This window comes from Paraburkholderia sp. JPY465 (genome assembly GCF_050436725.1).
In the GTDB taxonomy this organism is placed as follows: Bacteria; Pseudomonadota; Gammaproteobacteria; order Burkholderiales; family Burkholderiaceae; genus Paraburkholderia; species Paraburkholderia youngii.
This window is the reverse complement of the sequence record NZ_JBNDMT010000002.1, coordinates 1,003,664-1,018,073: the sequence shown is the minus strand read 5'-3', so window position 1 is coordinate 1,018,073 and position 14,410 is coordinate 1,003,664. Positions and strand designations below refer to the sequence as shown.

General features: G+C 60.2%; 14 protein-coding genes. 11 read left to right on the top strand and 3 right to left on the bottom strand.

The features are described 5' to 3' along the window. The first annotated feature begins 99 nt into the window (after positions 1 to 99). Complete coding sequence (locus QFZ94_RS06735) at positions 100 to 1,623, top strand: PLP-dependent aminotransferase family protein (RefSeq protein WP_429455967.1); 1,524 nt, start codon at positions 100 to 102, stop codon at positions 1,621 to 1,623. Positions 1,624 to 1,704: 81 nt separating this feature from the next. Here the strand turns inward: QFZ94_RS06735 and QFZ94_RS06730 are convergent, their stop codons facing one another. Then, entirely contained in the window at positions 1,705 to 2,742 is a 1,038-nt protein-coding gene (locus tag QFZ94_RS06730) for a LysR family transcriptional regulator (protein ID WP_429455966.1), read from the bottom strand. Positions 2,743 to 3,526: 784 nt separating this feature from the next. Here QFZ94_RS06730 and QFZ94_RS06725 point away from each other — a divergent pair. From QFZ94_RS06725 to QFZ94_RS06695, 7 genes are all read left to right on the top strand, one after another. Then, positions 3,527 to 3,931 carry a DUF3331 domain-containing protein gene (locus QFZ94_RS06725; protein WP_429455965.1) on the top strand — a complete coding sequence of 135 codons (405 nt, stop codon included), beginning with the start codon at positions 3,527 to 3,529 and terminating at the stop codon, positions 3,929 to 3,931. A 435-nt stretch (positions 3,932 to 4,366) separates the two neighbouring features. Next, positions 4,367 to 4,978, top strand: coding sequence for a c-type cytochrome (locus QFZ94_RS06720; RefSeq protein WP_429457725.1), 612 nt, complete (start codon positions 4,367 to 4,369; stop codon positions 4,976 to 4,978). Continuing rightward, positions 4,975 to 6,321 (top strand): c-type cytochrome, encoded by a 1,347-nt coding sequence (locus QFZ94_RS06715; RefSeq protein WP_429455964.1) that lies wholly within the window; start codon positions 4,975 to 4,977, stop codon positions 6,319 to 6,321. The genes QFZ94_RS06720 and QFZ94_RS06715 overlap by 4 nt, the downstream gene beginning before the upstream one ends. 65 nt (positions 6,322 to 6,386) lie before the next feature. Further along, positions 6,387 to 6,563, top strand: coding sequence for a hypothetical protein (locus QFZ94_RS06710; RefSeq protein ID WP_410850641.1), 177 nt, complete (start codon positions 6,387 to 6,389; stop codon positions 6,561 to 6,563). A 2-nt stretch (positions 6,564 to 6,565) separates the two neighbouring features. Next, complete coding sequence (locus QFZ94_RS06705; protein ID WP_410850640.1) at positions 6,566 to 7,141, top strand: cytochrome C oxidase subunit II; 576 nt, start codon at positions 6,566 to 6,568, stop codon at positions 7,139 to 7,141. Then, a complete protein-coding gene (locus tag QFZ94_RS06700; protein ID WP_429455963.1) occupies positions 7,128 to 8,762 on the top strand; it encodes a b(o/a)3-type cytochrome-c oxidase subunit 1 in 1,635 nt (544 codons plus the stop codon). The genes QFZ94_RS06705 and QFZ94_RS06700 overlap by 14 nt, the downstream gene beginning before the upstream one ends. Beyond that, complete coding sequence (locus QFZ94_RS06695; protein ID WP_429455962.1) at positions 8,759 to 9,565, top strand: c-type cytochrome; 807 nt, start codon at positions 8,759 to 8,761, stop codon at positions 9,563 to 9,565. Before QFZ94_RS06700 ends, QFZ94_RS06695 begins: the two co-directional genes overlap by 4 nt. 58 nt (positions 9,566 to 9,623) lie before the next feature. Here the strand turns inward: QFZ94_RS06695 and QFZ94_RS06690 are convergent, their stop codons facing one another. Further along, positions 9,624 to 9,815 carry an ATP-binding protein gene (locus QFZ94_RS06690; RefSeq protein ID WP_368624153.1) on the bottom strand — a complete coding sequence of 64 codons (192 nt, stop codon included), beginning with the start codon at positions 9,813 to 9,815 and terminating at the stop codon, positions 9,624 to 9,626. A gap of 206 nt (positions 9,816 to 10,021) precedes the next feature. On the opposite strand from QFZ94_RS06690, the gene QFZ94_RS06685 reads away from it, so the two are divergent. From QFZ94_RS06685 to QFZ94_RS06675, 3 genes are all read left to right on the top strand, one after another. Further along, positions 10,022 to 10,501 carry a carboxymuconolactone decarboxylase family protein gene (locus QFZ94_RS06685; RefSeq protein WP_368585527.1) on the top strand — a complete coding sequence of 160 codons (480 nt, stop codon included), beginning with the start codon at positions 10,022 to 10,024 and terminating at the stop codon, positions 10,499 to 10,501. 66 nt (positions 10,502 to 10,567) lie between these two features. Continuing rightward, on the top strand, positions 10,568 to 10,987 hold the full coding sequence (locus tag QFZ94_RS06680; RefSeq protein ID WP_368585528.1) for a cupin domain-containing protein: 420 nt from the start codon (positions 10,568 to 10,570) through the stop codon (positions 10,985 to 10,987). A 712-nt stretch (positions 10,988 to 11,699) separates the two neighbouring features. After that, positions 11,700 to 12,596: a LysR family transcriptional regulator gene (locus tag QFZ94_RS06675; RefSeq protein WP_429455961.1), complete on the top strand. Its 897-nt coding sequence runs from the start codon at positions 11,700 to 11,702 to the stop codon at positions 12,594 to 12,596. A gap of 198 nt (positions 12,597 to 12,794) precedes the next feature. On the opposite strand, the gene QFZ94_RS06670 is transcribed toward QFZ94_RS06675, so the two are convergent. Next, positions 12,795 to 14,279 (bottom strand): catalase, encoded by a 1,485-nt coding sequence (locus QFZ94_RS06670; protein WP_429455960.1) that lies wholly within the window; start codon positions 14,277 to 14,279, stop codon positions 12,795 to 12,797. Positions 14,280 to 14,410 lie beyond the last annotated feature (131 nt).

Genomic DNA, 14,410 nt, shown 5'->3' with positions numbered 1-14,410 from the left:
ATGCCTTGCCCTCCACTCGTTAGGCCACGCTCCTACACTGTCTGTAATCCCGAGTTCACCAAAAACGTCACCTCTGCTTCGTTCGCACGCGAGACCGTAATGACCGCACCGTTACCGGCATTGACCATCGAGATCGATCCGCAACATGAGTTGCCGATCTATCTGCAAATCTGCGAGCGCTTCCGGACTGCGATCGCCGCGGGGAATCTGCGCCCTGGAGACCGCGTGCCCGCATTGCGCGGTCTGGCCACGCAGCTGAATACCGCACTCGGCACGGTTGAACGCGCGTACACGACCCTCGTCGACGAGGGCTACCTGCAGGTGCGCGGCGCGGCGGGCACCTTCGTATCGCCATCGCTTCCGGTGTCGGCGATGCGATCGTCAAGGCTGCAAACCGTTCGGTACTCGCTCGACAGGCCTCGCGCGGTCGCAGGCGGAGTGACGACTGAGCCGGTCGCGCCGCACGGCAGTCAATCGGCGCTGGATCGACCGGTCGTCCCCTTCAGCGGCGAACCGCTGCCGTTACAACCGGGCTTGCCTGCGCTGGACGCTTTTCCGCGCAAGGTCTGGAACCGGCTGTTCTCGTTTCGCGTACGCAGCGGCGAACGTGCGGCACTCGCTTATCCAGCGCCGGCCGGCTACCAGCCACTGCGCGAACACATCGCTACCCATCTCGGACTGTCGCGCGGCGTCACCTGCCTGCCCGAACAGGTGTTCGTGACCGGGAGTTACCGCGCGACGCTCGAACTCGTGATGCGCAGTCTCGCATCCGCGGGCGATCGCATGTGGTTCGAAGATCCCGGCTATCTGCTCGCACGCAGCTTTCTGGCCGATGCCGGCGTGCGGCTCGTGCCGGTGCCGGTCGACGGCGAAGGGATCGACGTCGAGCGCGGCATACAACTGGACGCGCAGGCACGCTTTGCACTCGTTACGCCGTCGCATCAGAGTCCGCTCGGGCACACGCTGTCACTCGCGAGGCGGATCGCACTGCTCGATTGGGCGGAGAACGCCTCTAGCTGGATCCTGGAAGACGATTACGACAGCGAGTTCCGCTACACGGGCCGACCTTTGCCGGCTTTGAAGAGCATTGACCGGCACGGTCGCGTGATCTATTGCGGCACCTTCAGCAAGGTGATTTTTCCGGGCTTACGGCTCGCGTATGTGGTCGTGCCGGAACGGGCGATCGAGAGCGTCGAGCGGGTGACGCACAGCATGAACGCAGGCGCTTCGACATTGCTGCAGGCGGTTGCTTCGGATTTCATCGGGCAGGGACATTTCGCGCGCCATCTGAAGCGTATGCGCGCGTTGTACGAGGAGCGTCGCATGCTGATCGTGGACGCGTTGAAGGGGGCGTTCGGAGAACGGCTGATGGTCGATCCGCCATCGGGCGGAGTGCAGTTTGCGACCCGATTCGCCGAAGGCCCCAATGGCGCAATCGACGATGTCGCAGTTGCCGCCCGCGCCCGCGAAGCCGGACTTGCGGTTCTGCCGCTTTCGAGCTGGTACGCGGATGGCCGCGCACCGCACACTCCGCGCGGTCTGGTGATGGGCTTTGCGAACGTTGCCGATGCGCGGGAGGCCGAGCGTCTCGCGCAATTGTTGCGAGCCTGCCTGGACGACTGACATCACGAATCGATCAAGCGTTGCGACCGCTTAAATCATGGAACGGTCCGGATCGCGTGCAACGCTGCCGCCGGTCGGACACTACGCTGGCATCGCCGCAATGCAGTTCATAGCCTCGCTCGCATTGGCGCGGTCCAAATTATTCAGATCAAGCGCCCGGATCTGCTCAGTCATGAAATCGATAAAGACGCGGACCCGGATCGGCAGGTGTTCACGGCAAAGGTAGCAAATGTAGTAGGCGCGCTCCTTCGACACATGCTGGGTCAACGTCATCACAAGCTCCTGGCGCCTCGCGCAGTCCCAGATCTGATGCGCCGGCATCTGCGCAATGCCGCGACCACCGAGGACGGCATCGCGTACGAGATCCGCGTCATTGAACGTCAACTTGGAGGGAGGGAGGAATTTTTGAGTCCGGCCCTCCACCATGAACTCCCACTCGACCACTCGCCCAGTTGAATGTTTCATGTTGATGCACTCGTGCTGGCCAAGCTCGCCGAGGCTGGAAGGAAGTCCGTGCCGCTCGGCGTAGGCACGCGACGCGCAAACGATGAGCTGCATCGGAATCAGCCGCTTTGCGACGATGCGGGAGTCCGTGAGGTGTCCATCGCGGAACGCAACATCGATCTGGCCACCGGCGAAATCCACCGGTTTGTCATCGAGAAGCAGTTCGACCGAGATGTCCGGGTAGAGCTCGGCGAACTTCAACAATAGCGGCGCGACCACATTGCGCCCGAAACCGATGCCCGATGAGACCCGCAGCAAGCCACGAGGCGGACCGTGGCGCAGGTCGAGCATGTCGTTGACGGCCCCGACGATATGAGCCACACCAAGATTGCAGTGCTCAAAAAAGCGCTCTCCCTCGCGCGTCAGGCGCGTGGTTCTCGTCGTTCGAAGGAATAGGCGTGTGCTGAGCTGCTTCTCGAGCCGCTGGACACTGCGCGAGACGCTCGAGCGTCCAACTCCAAGTCGCTCGCCCGCTTTGGCAAAACTCCCTTCTTTAGCAACCGCCATGAACGTGACGATGCCTGCATAGCTGCTCGCAAAGCAGTTTAAGAAAGGATCGGCGTGGTTCAGAAAATCGGCAGGAAAGGCGGGTGGCGAGATATTCAATTGATTCATGAAACGCTCCAAAGCTGTTCGACTTGCGGACGTTGAGACCATGGGCATGTCGTCCCGCGCGAACGGGACAGAGCTCCACAGCGATCGTTTCCCCAAGCCAAGTTACTTCGCGCGCGTACCTCATACCAGTCTACGATCGTACGGACCCCGCATACCTTTGTTTGGTCAAGTGTTTCGATTCAAAATCGACCGTCGCTAATTGATAATCGAAAAAATTAGAGAGGTGGAAATCGGAGCCGGATTCGATAACAACGCTGTATTGGACATCGGGTAAGAGAGCAAATCCGACACTTGCCATCGTGCGTGATTGCAGAGCACTAAAAGGCTTACCTTGCATGACGCCGAAATGACGCGAACGACAGTGGACCGTTCCCGATACCTACGATGAGATGACGGTACGGTGGTCTCTACTATACGAAGGTATGAGCGTTCCAATCCGGTAAGTAGCTTATGCCAATTCAAAGTAGGGTGGCGACGTGGCTCTATCAGGGATACCGTTGACCATGACGATTCAGCCTGCATTTGCATCTGTTCAGCACGGAGATCGGACTAGCAATAGGAAGACGGACCATGAAATCTGCCTGACTGTGACCCGCCCACACCCGCAACACCGATTCGAGTAGAGCGCCAGCCGATCGATACCGACGGCAATCCTCTGATGTGTTTGTGCGGCGAGCGGTCCCGAAATGCCGAAATGACGTGTGACGCGGCGTAATCGAATTCGTCGATTCGCCTCTCGCAGCCGCCTGACGAGCAGCAATCATTCCAACTTGGAGGAACCCGTATGGTATTGGAACAATCGGATATTTGCGATCCATGGGCGAGGACCGTCGGGTTGCTGGGGCAATTGTCGGACGAGCTACCCGTAAACGGCGAAATGAGCGTTGCCGCTTTGTTCAAGCGGGAAGTGCAGAACGTGTCAACGGTGCCGGTCGTGGGCGTCACGGTACGGCTGCTAGAGCGTTCGACTGCCACGAGAGTTACGCTCGCCTGGAGTGATCCCTTGCGTTGTGCTTACCATGATCAGGAGTGGCATCTGACTCGCGCACGCCACTCCGGAGTTTGCGCGATAAGTGGAATGAAAATCCGCCGGGGTGAGATCGTCTATCGTCCTCGGGCAACGCGCCCGAGGATGCCGGTTAACGCGAATGCGATGATTCATCCCATTGCGTTACAGGGCGATCAGTGAAGTCACTGGAATGACAACGCCAGGATTCGATCGATGGTCACTGTTCGTTATCGGCTATAGGCGGGGTCCATCACAACCCATACGTTATCGATGAGGCAAGCATGCTGTGATTGTTGCTTTTCTGGAAACTCAGAAGCATGCACTGCTGATCTTCTATCGGGGACAAGGCATTCATATGATGGTGAGTCAGATCCGATCCGCCCGGTAGATGGCTCGGTTGAACGCCGCGAAATGCTCTGAGTTTTTTGTTCTTTGCGATGCACTACTTGCCATCTGAATGAAAGCAATATTCGGCTCGCACACAGAGCTCTGAACTTTCTATATTTTTCCGTGAGACTTGTCGTGCATCGCGCATTTACTAACGCGTCGCTCTTCGTGTTGCTATACCTCGCATCAGCGTGCGTATTCGCCCAGTCACCGGCTTCGTCGTCCGCGATGGACGAGCGTATGCGCGCCTGCACGTCGTGCCATGGTGTACAGGGGCAGGGGCGCAGCAACGACTACTTCCCCCGCATTGCCGGCAAGCCTGCTGACTATCTGTTTAATCAGCTGTCCGCGTTTCGCGACGGCGGCCGGACCTATCCGCCGATGAGTTACCTGCTGGCGTTTCTGACCGATGAAGATCTGCGCAGGATCGCCCAGTACTTCGCTGGCTTTCAGCCTCCGTATCCCGATCCCGATACTGCCGCGGTGCCGCCCGATGTGCTCGACCACGGCAAGCAACTCGTGATGAACGGCGACGCGTCACGCAAGCTGCCCGCGTGCGCGGCGTGTCACGGAGCGCGCCTGACCGGCGCGAAGCCCGGCGTGCCCGGCCTGCTCGGTCTCCATGCGAGCTATATCGCCGGGCAGATGGGGACGTGGCGCTCGGGCACGCGACACGCAATCGCGCCCGACTGCATGCATGAGATCGCCGCGAGGCTGAATGATCGCGATATCTATGCGGTTTCCAGCTGGCTCGCGCGGCAGCCTCGGCCCGACGATCCCTGGCCGTCGCCGCCAGGCGGTTTAAAGCTGCCGCTAGCATGCGGGAGCCAAATGCAATGAGGAATCGAATTTCCCGTCCCGCTTCGTGCGTTCTGGAGCCGCGTTCGCTGTACGTCAGCTCGCGCCGCGTGTTCGAACGCGCTACAGCCGTCGTTTCGTTCGTCGCTGCTATAGCCGCGTCGATGTTCGTTTGCACCACGGCGAGCGCGGAAACTCGGCAGGCGGCATCCGCCGATGCCGATACGCGGTCGGGGATCATCGCGCGTGGCGAATATCTCGCGCGCGCGGGCGACTGTATCGCCTGCCATACCGCGCCGCGTGGCAAGCTTTTCGCGGGCGGGCTCGCGATGGAAACACCGTTCGGCACGCTCTACTCGCCCAACATCACGCCCGATCCGCAGTACGGAATTGGCCACTGGAGCAAGGACGAATTCTTCAGGATGATGCGCACGGGCAAGTCACCGGACGGCAAGCTGATCTATCCGGCCATGCCGATCGCGCAGTACACGAAGGTCACCCGTGAGGACTCGGATGCGATCTATGCTTACCTGCAATCGATCGTGCCGGTACCGAAGCCGAATCGGCCGCATGAACTGAAATTTCCGTTCAACCAGCGCGAACTGCTTATCGGCTGGCGCATGCTTTACTTCCGCGAAGGGGCCTATCAGCCGAGTCCAACGCGGTCAGTCGAATGGAATCGCGGCGCGTACCTCGTGGAAGGCCTCGGCCACTGCACGATGTGCCATACGCGGATCAACATGCTCGGCGGTTCGTCGCGCAGCGAAGAGTTCGCGGGCGGCCTGATCCCGGTGCAGCAGTGGTATGCCCCGTCGCTGACCTCCGACAAGGACGGCGGCCTTGGCGACTGGAGCATCAAGGACATCGTCGATATGCTGCAGGCGGGTCTCTCGGAGCGTGGCGCGGTGTATGGCCCGATGGCGGAGGTGACCTACCACAGCCTCCAGTACCTGAGCGACGACGACGTCAGGGCGATGGCGATCTACCTCAAGGCGCTGCCGGACAACAAGGGCCGCAAGAACGGCCCCTCCGCGGCGACCGACACGAAGGTATTCGCGCGCGGCGCACAGGTGTACAGCGACAAATGCGCGGTCTGTCACGGCAGCGATGGCAAGGGGAACGTGCCGAAGTATCCGCCGCTGGCCGGCAACCAGTCGATCGAAATGGATTCGGCGGTCAATCCGATTCGCATCGTGCTCAATGGCGGCTTCCCGCCGGGTACGCGGCGCAACCCTGAACCGTACGGAATGCCGCCGTTCGCGCAGGAATTGAGCGACGACGACGCAGCCGCGGTCGTGACTTACATTCGGACCGCGTGGGGCAACCACGGCCTGCCGGTCACGGCGAAAGAGGTCAACGAACTGCGCAAGGCGCCATTGCGCTAGACGAGCACGACGACGCGCGGTATCCGGGCATCGTTTCGTATCACCACGTCCTCACTGAGAACCCCATGATGGAGACCAACGACAACCGCAAAGATCCGCTGCTGGACGCCACGATCGAGCTCATCGTCGCCGGCGGACCGCGCGGCGCGATCGCGCTGGCCGGTGCGGCCACCGTGATCGTGTTCGCGATCTGGTTCGCCTTCTATTTCCTCGCATTCCTGCCGCGCGGCCCTATCAGCTGATCATGTCGACCGAAACCTCGCACCAACCCAATCATGATGGCCGCTCGGTCGCGATGCGCGTCGAGCGTCGCTGGGCCGTCTTCGCCGGCGGCCTGATCCTGCTGCTCGTGATCGTGATGATCTACCTGGGCATGCACTCGGCGATGACGTCACCGTCGCGCGTGGAAACGATCGACCCGAGCCGACTGCAGATGTCAGGGGAATTCGTCGAGAGCAACCTGGGCAGCGCGGTCGAGCCGGATGGCTCCGTCACGGTGCGCTTCATTGCCCAGCAATACTCGTTCACGCCGCAATGCCTGCTGATGCCGGCCGATACACCGGTGACGCTGCGCGTCACGAGCGCCGATGTCGTGCACGGCCTCGAGATCATGGGCACAAATGTCAACGCCATGATCGAGCCAGGCTATGTCTCGACGCTCGCCACCGTTTTCCCGAAGCCGGCCGAACACCTGATGCCGTGTCACGAGTACTGTGGCTTCGGCCATCAAACCATGTGGGCTCACGTGAAAGTCATCGACAAGGCCACGTTCTTCGAGGCCGCCCGCCACTCCCGGAGGCTCAGCTGTGTTTCTCGCTAAGCGGCTCGTTCTCGCGCATTTCTGGCTCGCCTTTGTCTCGTTCCTTGTCGCGCTCGTGCTTGGCGCGTGGCAGATGCTCGTGCGCAGTCCACTGTTCGCGTGGGTGGGCAATCCAGAGATCTACTACCGTTCCGTGACGGCGCATGGAACCGTTATGGCCTACGCGCTGCCGACGCTGGTCGCAATGGGGTTTGGCTACGCAATCTGCGAGCTCTCACTCAGACAGCGGCTGATCGGACTCAAATGGGCATGGGCGGCCTTCATCCTGCTCGCGGTGGGCGCCTTGATGGCACTCGCGCCCGTTGCGACGGGCCATGCCTCGGTGCTGTTCACCTTCTATCCGCCGATGATCGGTAGTGTGTTCTACTACCTCGGCATCGTGCTCGTGGTAGTCGGCTCGTGGATATGGGTCGCGCTGATGTACGTGAATCTGCGTGCATGGAGGCGCGTCAATCCCGGTCAGCCGATTCCGCTCGCCATGTTCGCCAATGTGGCGGGCGCGTATCTTTGGGCGTGGACGGCGGTAGGCGCGGCACTCGAGATCCTGTTCCAGATCCTGCCGGTGGCGCTCGGCCTGAAGTCGACCATCGATGTGGGTCTCGCGCGCGTGTTGTTCTCGTGGACGCTGCACGCCATCGTTTACTTCTGGCTCATCCCGGCCTACACCGCGTACTACACACTGGTGCCGCGCGCCATCGGCGGGCGGCTCTACAGCGATTCGATGGCCCGCATCGCGTTCGTGATGTTCCTGGTGTTCGCGATGCCCATCGGCATTCACCATCTGTACACCGATCCGCAGGTCGGCACCGGTTTCAAGTTCATACACCAAATGTTTACGGCGATGGTCTCCGTGCCGACACTGCTGACCGTGTTTACGATTTGCGCGTCGGTCGAGATTGCGGGTCGCCTGCGCGGCGGCACCGGACTATTCGGCTGGCTCACGGCGCTGCCGTGGCGCAATCCGATGATGCTCGCCATTGCGTTCTCGTTCGTCATGCTCGGATTCGGCGGCGCCGGCGGGCTCATCAACATGAGCTACCACCTTGATTCGACGATCCACAACACGCAGTGGATCACTGGCCACTTCCATCTGATCTTCGGTGGCGCGGTCGTGATCATGTACTTTGCGATCGCCTACGACCTCTGGCCCCAACTCACAGGACGCAAGCCCGATGAGGGCTTGATCCGCAAGCAGCTGTGGCTGTGGTTCATTGGCATGCTGGTGGTGAGCTTCCCTTGGCACTACGTCGGTCTCCTGGGCGCTCCGCGTCGCATGGCGTATTACGATTACACGAACCCCGCTATCGCGCCGCAGGCAATATGGGTGGCAGTCTCCGCATTCGGCGGCATCGTGCTGCTCATTTCCGGTGCGCTCTTTGTCTACATTCTCGCGAAGGCCCAGTTCGGTTCGTCGAACCGTACGCATGAAACGCCGGAACCGTTCGAGTTCAGTGTCTGCGTGCATCCGGTCGAGCGCGTGCCGGTAGCGCTCAATAGCTTCAGGCTGTGGATTGCCCTGATGATCGGCCTCACCGTCGTCAACTACTCGGTGCCGATCGTGCAGCTGCTGCGTCTGCCGAACACTTCCGTTCCGGCCGTTGCCGTGGGAGCACCGCGATGAAACTGGAACGCGTGTTCAGCCTTCGCAACCCGTGGTTTACCGTGAGCGCCGGCGGGACATTTCTCGTCGCTGTCCTCGCGATTCTCATTGGCTTCGTCTGGTTGCCATCGATGCAGCGCGACTTCACGGCGAACGAGTTGTGGAGCGCGATCTGCAGCGCGGCGGGTGTGCCGTCGTCGGGGTCCAAGGGCACCGACAACGTGCCTGACGCACCGCCGAGCAATGTCGTCGTGCTACCGCCGCTGCGCGCCGTTCGCATCTACGCGGTCTCGAGCGGACGCGGCGCCACGCTCGCCACGCAGCGTTGCTCGATGTGCCACGGCGCACAGAACCCGGCCGGCATAACGGCTCCGGCGCTCGCCGCCCAGTATGCCGATGCGATCTACAAGGAACTGCGCGACTTTCACAGCGGCGCACGGGAGAGCGCGATCATGCAGCCAATCATCGCGAGCCTGAGTGACCAGGATCTGCACGATGTCGCCGAATACTATTCGAGCCGGCCACGCCATACGCAGTTGCAGGAAGCGGGCAGCCGCGATTACGGCGCCGCACACGCGCTTGCGATGCAAGGCGCGCCGATCCGCAATATCGCTCCTTGTGCAGCGTGCCACGGCACGATCGACCGCAAGGGCGCGGCGCCCTCGCTCGACGGGCAGTCAGCCTCGTATCTTGCCGCTCAGATGCGCGCATTTGCTGGCGGCACCCGGCATAACGACATCGGCGAGCAAATGCGCAACGTCGCGCGGCAACTTCGACCCGAAGAGATCGACGGTCTCGCAAAGTATTACGCGGTTCAGCCGTGAATGCGCGATTTAGGCGACCGACTGCGCAGCCGGATTTTTTCAGGCAAATCCCCGACGACTACGACGGAACGCCGGGATGCATGGGTAGCCTGAACTGAACGCGCGCGCCGCGTGGGCAGCACCCACTGACCCACAGTCGGCCGCGGTGCGCATCGATGATCGAACGCGAGATAGAAAGTCCCATGCCACGGTGGCCGCCCGCGTGCAGACGAAACGCCGGCGGCGATGCGCATCTGCTCAACGCGAACATTCCACCCCGGAGTGCCGGTGCGCGACACCCCGGCTCACGCGAAAAGGTCACACAGTCTGATTGGTGCTGCCCGAGCAACATCGTGAGCCGGTTGCCGCGTCTACCGGTTGGGATCATGGGGTCCTAAGATGCCTTCGTGCGGGTTCGATGCTGCTGAACGCATCCCCCACGCCACACATATCTGCTCATTTCAACCAGGAGGCATCATGTCGCAGCGTATCAACTACATCCAGCAATCGCCGGAACTATTCAAGAAGTTTCTGGAGTTCAGCAATCTGTTGAAAGAGAGCGCGATCGAAGAATCGGTTCGCGATCTCGTATCGATTCGCGCTTCGCAACTCAACGGGTGTGCGTTTTGCCTCGACATGCACGTAAAGGAAGCGAAGATTCACGACGAGCGCGAATTGCGCATTCATCATCTCACGGCCTGGCGTGAATCGACGCTGTTCGCTCCGCGTGAACGCGCCGCGCTCGCCTGGACCGAAGTGCTCACGAAGCTTCCGGAGCAAGGCGTGCCTGACGATATCTACGAGCGCGTGCGCACGCAGTTCAGCGAAAAGGAACTCTCGGACCTGACGTTCGACATCATGGCGATCAACGCGTGGAATCGCGTGAACGTTGCGTTCAGGACCGTGCCGGGTTCGGCCGATAAAGCGTACGGCCTCGACAAGGCGAATCTGAGCTGAGCGCATCCTCTACACGTTTCGTTGGCACCGGTCCGCACGGGCCGGCTCATACTGGAGCACACGAATATGCTTCGCCTGAAGAAAGCCCCACTCGTGACCTTGCTTGCCGTGGGCGCGTCGCTGGGCATCGCTCACGCTGGCACGCCCGCTGAGGCCATTGTCACTCCACTGATGACGCAACGCCTTGGCGATTATCCGGGCAAAGAAGCCTTGATGATTAGCGTCGAATATCCGCCGGGAGCCGAGGACCCCGTGCATCGCCATCACGCGCACGGTTTCATCTATGTGCTGGAGGGATCCATCGTCATGCAGGTCAAGGGTGGCAAGGAAGTAACGCTGACGCCCGGCCAGACCTTCTACGAAGGTCCGAACGACGTGCATACGGTGGGGCGCAACGCCAGCCAGACGCAGCCGGCGAAGTTCGTCGTGCTGCTGCTCAAGAACCAGGGCGCGCCGGTTTTGGTTCCCGAGAAACAGGGCCATTGACTGTCGCGACGGCGGCATCCGCCAAAACGTTCGCACGGGTGAACGCGTCAGCGCACGCGTACCACCCGTTCGTCGCTTGCGTTGTATAGCGGCCCGGCTCCGGCCGGCGCACGTCTCTTTTGTTTCGCGACTCAGCAGCGTGCTGCACGTGACGGTCTTCCGATCCTCTCGACCCCGGCATTCGGCGCCAGATTGCAGCGCTGCTGCCGAGTGACTGTCATACACCGATATCCCGAGATTGACGGGCTCACGCCATTGCGTCAGCCCGTCACCCAACACACGTTCAAACGAGGCGGGTCTGATTGCGCAGGCGCAGTCTAGCGCCGCCGTATTGTCCAATTGCCCCCGCTCGAACCACGCATAGCCTATAAGGCCACGAAGTGCAGCACCGCGGTACGGCGTTCGCAATAGGTATTCATGACCTAATCAGATTGTCATTTCTTGTACCTTCCGATTTCGCCGCTGAATTCGTAAAGTTATCTTTTCGACGCGAATCCCGGCGATTTCAACCAGTCATTCGAGTCATGCGATTTGCGAGAAACACAGGCACACTTTCCGCGCCGAACCACGAACTCTGGTTTTCAGAAACCGAGTTCGTGCATACCTGAAACTACGACTTGCAGTTCGTTCGCGGTACTCGGGACACCGCGGGCGTAAATCCTGAATTATGAGTATTTGGGCGCGCGATCCTACTTAACCGGGGAACCGTAGGGTGGACACATTAGGTACCCTCAGCATATTTGTACACGCGGCGGAGACCCGCAACTTCACGCGAACTGCTCAGCGGCTCGGCCTCTCCGCGTCAGCGATTGCAAAATCGATTGCCCGTCTCGAAGACCGGATGGGCATCCGCCTGTTTCATCGCAGCACCAGAAACGTAATGCTTACCCACGAGGGCGAAGTGCTCCTGGAAAGCTGTCGACGGATCATCGAAGAACTGGAGATGATCGAGGAGCGCTTTACCAGGAGAGGAAAGGCTCCGAGCGGCAGGCTACGCGTGATTGCGCAGATTCCCAGTGCCTATCTCGCCCCGGTACTCCGCAAGTTCATCGTTGCCTTTCCAGAAATAGAACTCGATATCGAGTGGGGAACTGGCGCTGCCGGTTTGATAGAAAGCGGATTCGATGTTGCAATCTGTCCCGGCCTCGATACAGACTCCCGACTGATGTCGAAGCACCTTGGGTACTCCAAGGTTTGTATTGCGGGTGCCGCATCCTATTTCGAGCGCTGCGGAATACCTGCGACACCGCAAGACCTTGCGCATCACGTCTGCATTCATCTGAAAGATGCCGGAAAGCTGATCCGATGGCCACTCGGGCTCAGCGAATCGGACGCCGGCGAACCGCCTGTCTCTATGGCGGTTTCGATGCTTGGCGCACTGGTCAATCTGGTGGAGTGCGGGTCCGGCATCGCATGCCTGCCGGAATTCGCGATCGAGCGGCAATTGAAGGATGGCTCAATGCGGCGCGTGCTGGGAGACCATGTTTCTGGCAGTTACCAGTGCGTGGCAGTGTGGCCATCCAGTCGGCATATGGCGACGAAAATACGGGCATTCGTGGACTTCGTGGCTAATAACCTATTCGGCGAGGCGAAGGGCGACGAAGCCTGACGCTAGCCTTTGGCCTGCCAGCGACGCGAGCCGCTATCCGGCACGTGTATGCCTTATGCCTCCAACGATAGCGGCTCCGTGATGTCCATGCGATCGGTTCGTTCGCATCCGGCGTTGCAAGTGACGTCGGCCTACGTGATCGCCAGGATGCGAGCCGGCGCCCGCTAAGTCATCTTGACGCTCCCGGAAAAGTACGCATTACTTGTGCGTTTGCAGCTCCGATCGAGTTGCGCTCTCTCCCGATGCATCCAGCGCTTCGAGCGCATTTCGAACACCCGTGCCATACAGCGGGTCTGCCTTCGTACAGTGAGCTATGTGCAACTCCCGGACCGGGCGTGAAACGCCGCGCATTGCGCGTGCGGTGTTCTCGAACAGGGCTTTCTGTTGTGCTGGCGACATTAAACGGAACAGATCGCCGGGCTGGGAATAGTAGTCCTCGTCAACTCTATGGTTCCAGTGGGCGGCTGCTCCCTCAATGGAGAGCGGCGGTTCGCTATAGTCGGGCTGATCGAGCCAGGCTCCGCGCGTATTCGGATTGTAGGAAGGCGTGCCACCTCGATTGCCGTCGACACGAAGCAAGCCGTCTCGATGATAACTGTTGTAGTGGCTGGTACCGCGCGGAGAATTCACTGGGATCTGATGATGGTTCACCGTTAGTCGGTATCGCTGCGCATCGCCGTAAGAGAATAATCGCCCCTGCAACATCTTGTCAGGGGAGAAGCTGATGCCCGGCACAACGTTTGCGGGATTGAACGCCGCCTGTTCGACATCCGCGAACCAGTTTTCCGCATTTCTGTTGAGTTCGAACTCGCCAACTTCAGTTAGCGGGTAGTCCTTTTTCGACCAAACCTTCGTGAGATCGAACGGATTGACCTTATAGGTGGCGGCCTCCTTTTCCGGCATGATCTGGAAATACAGTTTCCAGCGCGGAAATTCTCCTCGTTCGATGGCCTCGTAAAGATCACGATGATGCGTCTCGCGGTCGGCCCCAACCAGTGCGTTCGCCTCCTCGTCGGTTATGTTCTGAATGCCTTGCTGCGTCGACATATGAAACTTGACCCAGAACCGCTCGTTATTCGCGTTGAGGAGGCTGAATGTATGGCTGCCAAATCCATGCATATGCCGGAAGCTGCGCGGAATACCACGATCGCTCATGACAATCGTGACTTGATGCAGCGCTTCGGGAAGCTGGGTCCAAAAGTCCCAGTTGCTGTCGGCATTGCGCAGGCCGGTTCGCGGATCACGCTTGACGGCGTGGTTGAGGTCCGGGAATTTGAGCGGATCACGGAGAAAAAAGACCGGTGTGTTATTGCCGACGAGGTCCCAGTTTCCTTCTTCCGTGTAGAACTTCAGGGCGAATCCACGAATGTCGCGTTCGGCATCGGCCGCGCCGCGCTCACCCGCAACGGTCGAGAATCGCGCGAACATTTCAGTTTTCTTGCCGACGGACGAGAAGATTTTTGCCCGCGTGTATTGGGTGACGTCATGCGTCACGGTGAATGTACCGAATGCCCCGGATCCCTTTGCGTGCATGCGACGCTCAGGAATCACTTCCCGGTCAAAATGCGCGAGTTTCTCAAGGAGCCAGACATCCTGAAGCAGGGCAGGACCTCTGGGTCCTGCGGTTTGCGTGTTCTGGTTATCCGGCACCGGTGCGCCAAATGCAGTCGTGAGCTTGCCCATTGTGAAGTCTCCAGGAATGGGTTGATTGGGGAATAGGGGAACCACCGTGCGAACAGGCCTGGATTCAGCGCAATTACGTTGCCCGGCATTGCAGGCATCATGCGACGCAATACCTGGCGGAACATCCTGCA

What these genes read in the sequence shown, in the direction of transcription:
- QFZ94_RS06735 (WP_429455967.1), top strand. Translation starts at nt 100, where the DNA reads ATGACCGCACCGTTACCGGCATTGACCATCGAGATCGATCCGCAACAT.
- QFZ94_RS06730 (WP_429455966.1), bottom strand. Translation starts at nt 2,742, where the DNA reads ATGAATCAATTGAATATCTCGCCACCCGCCTTTCCTGCCGATTTTCTG.
- QFZ94_RS06725 (WP_429455965.1), top strand. Translation starts at nt 3,527, where the DNA reads ATGGTATTGGAACAATCGGATATTTGCGATCCATGGGCGAGGACCGTC.
- QFZ94_RS06720 (WP_429457725.1), top strand. Translation starts at nt 4,367, where the DNA reads ATGGACGAGCGTATGCGCGCCTGCACGTCGTGCCATGGTGTACAGGGG.
- QFZ94_RS06715 (WP_429455964.1), top strand. Translation starts at nt 4,975, where the DNA reads ATGAGGAATCGAATTTCCCGTCCCGCTTCGTGCGTTCTGGAGCCGCGT.
- QFZ94_RS06710 (WP_410850641.1), top strand. Translation starts at nt 6,387, where the DNA reads ATGATGGAGACCAACGACAACCGCAAAGATCCGCTGCTGGACGCCACG.
- QFZ94_RS06705 (WP_410850640.1), top strand. Translation starts at nt 6,566, where the DNA reads ATGTCGACCGAAACCTCGCACCAACCCAATCATGATGGCCGCTCGGTC.
- QFZ94_RS06695 (WP_429455962.1), top strand. Translation starts at nt 8,759, where the DNA reads ATGAAACTGGAACGCGTGTTCAGCCTTCGCAACCCGTGGTTTACCGTG.
- QFZ94_RS06690 (WP_368624153.1), bottom strand. Translation starts at nt 9,815, where the DNA reads ATGTTCGCGTTGAGCAGATGCGCATCGCCGCCGGCGTTTCGTCTGCAC.
- QFZ94_RS06685 (WP_368585527.1), top strand. Translation starts at nt 10,022, where the DNA reads ATGTCGCAGCGTATCAACTACATCCAGCAATCGCCGGAACTATTCAAG.
- QFZ94_RS06680 (WP_368585528.1), top strand. Translation starts at nt 10,568, where the DNA reads ATGCTTCGCCTGAAGAAAGCCCCACTCGTGACCTTGCTTGCCGTGGGC.
- QFZ94_RS06670 (WP_429455960.1), bottom strand. Translation starts at nt 14,279, where the DNA reads ATGGGCAAGCTCACGACTGCATTTGGCGCACCGGTGCCGGATAACCAG.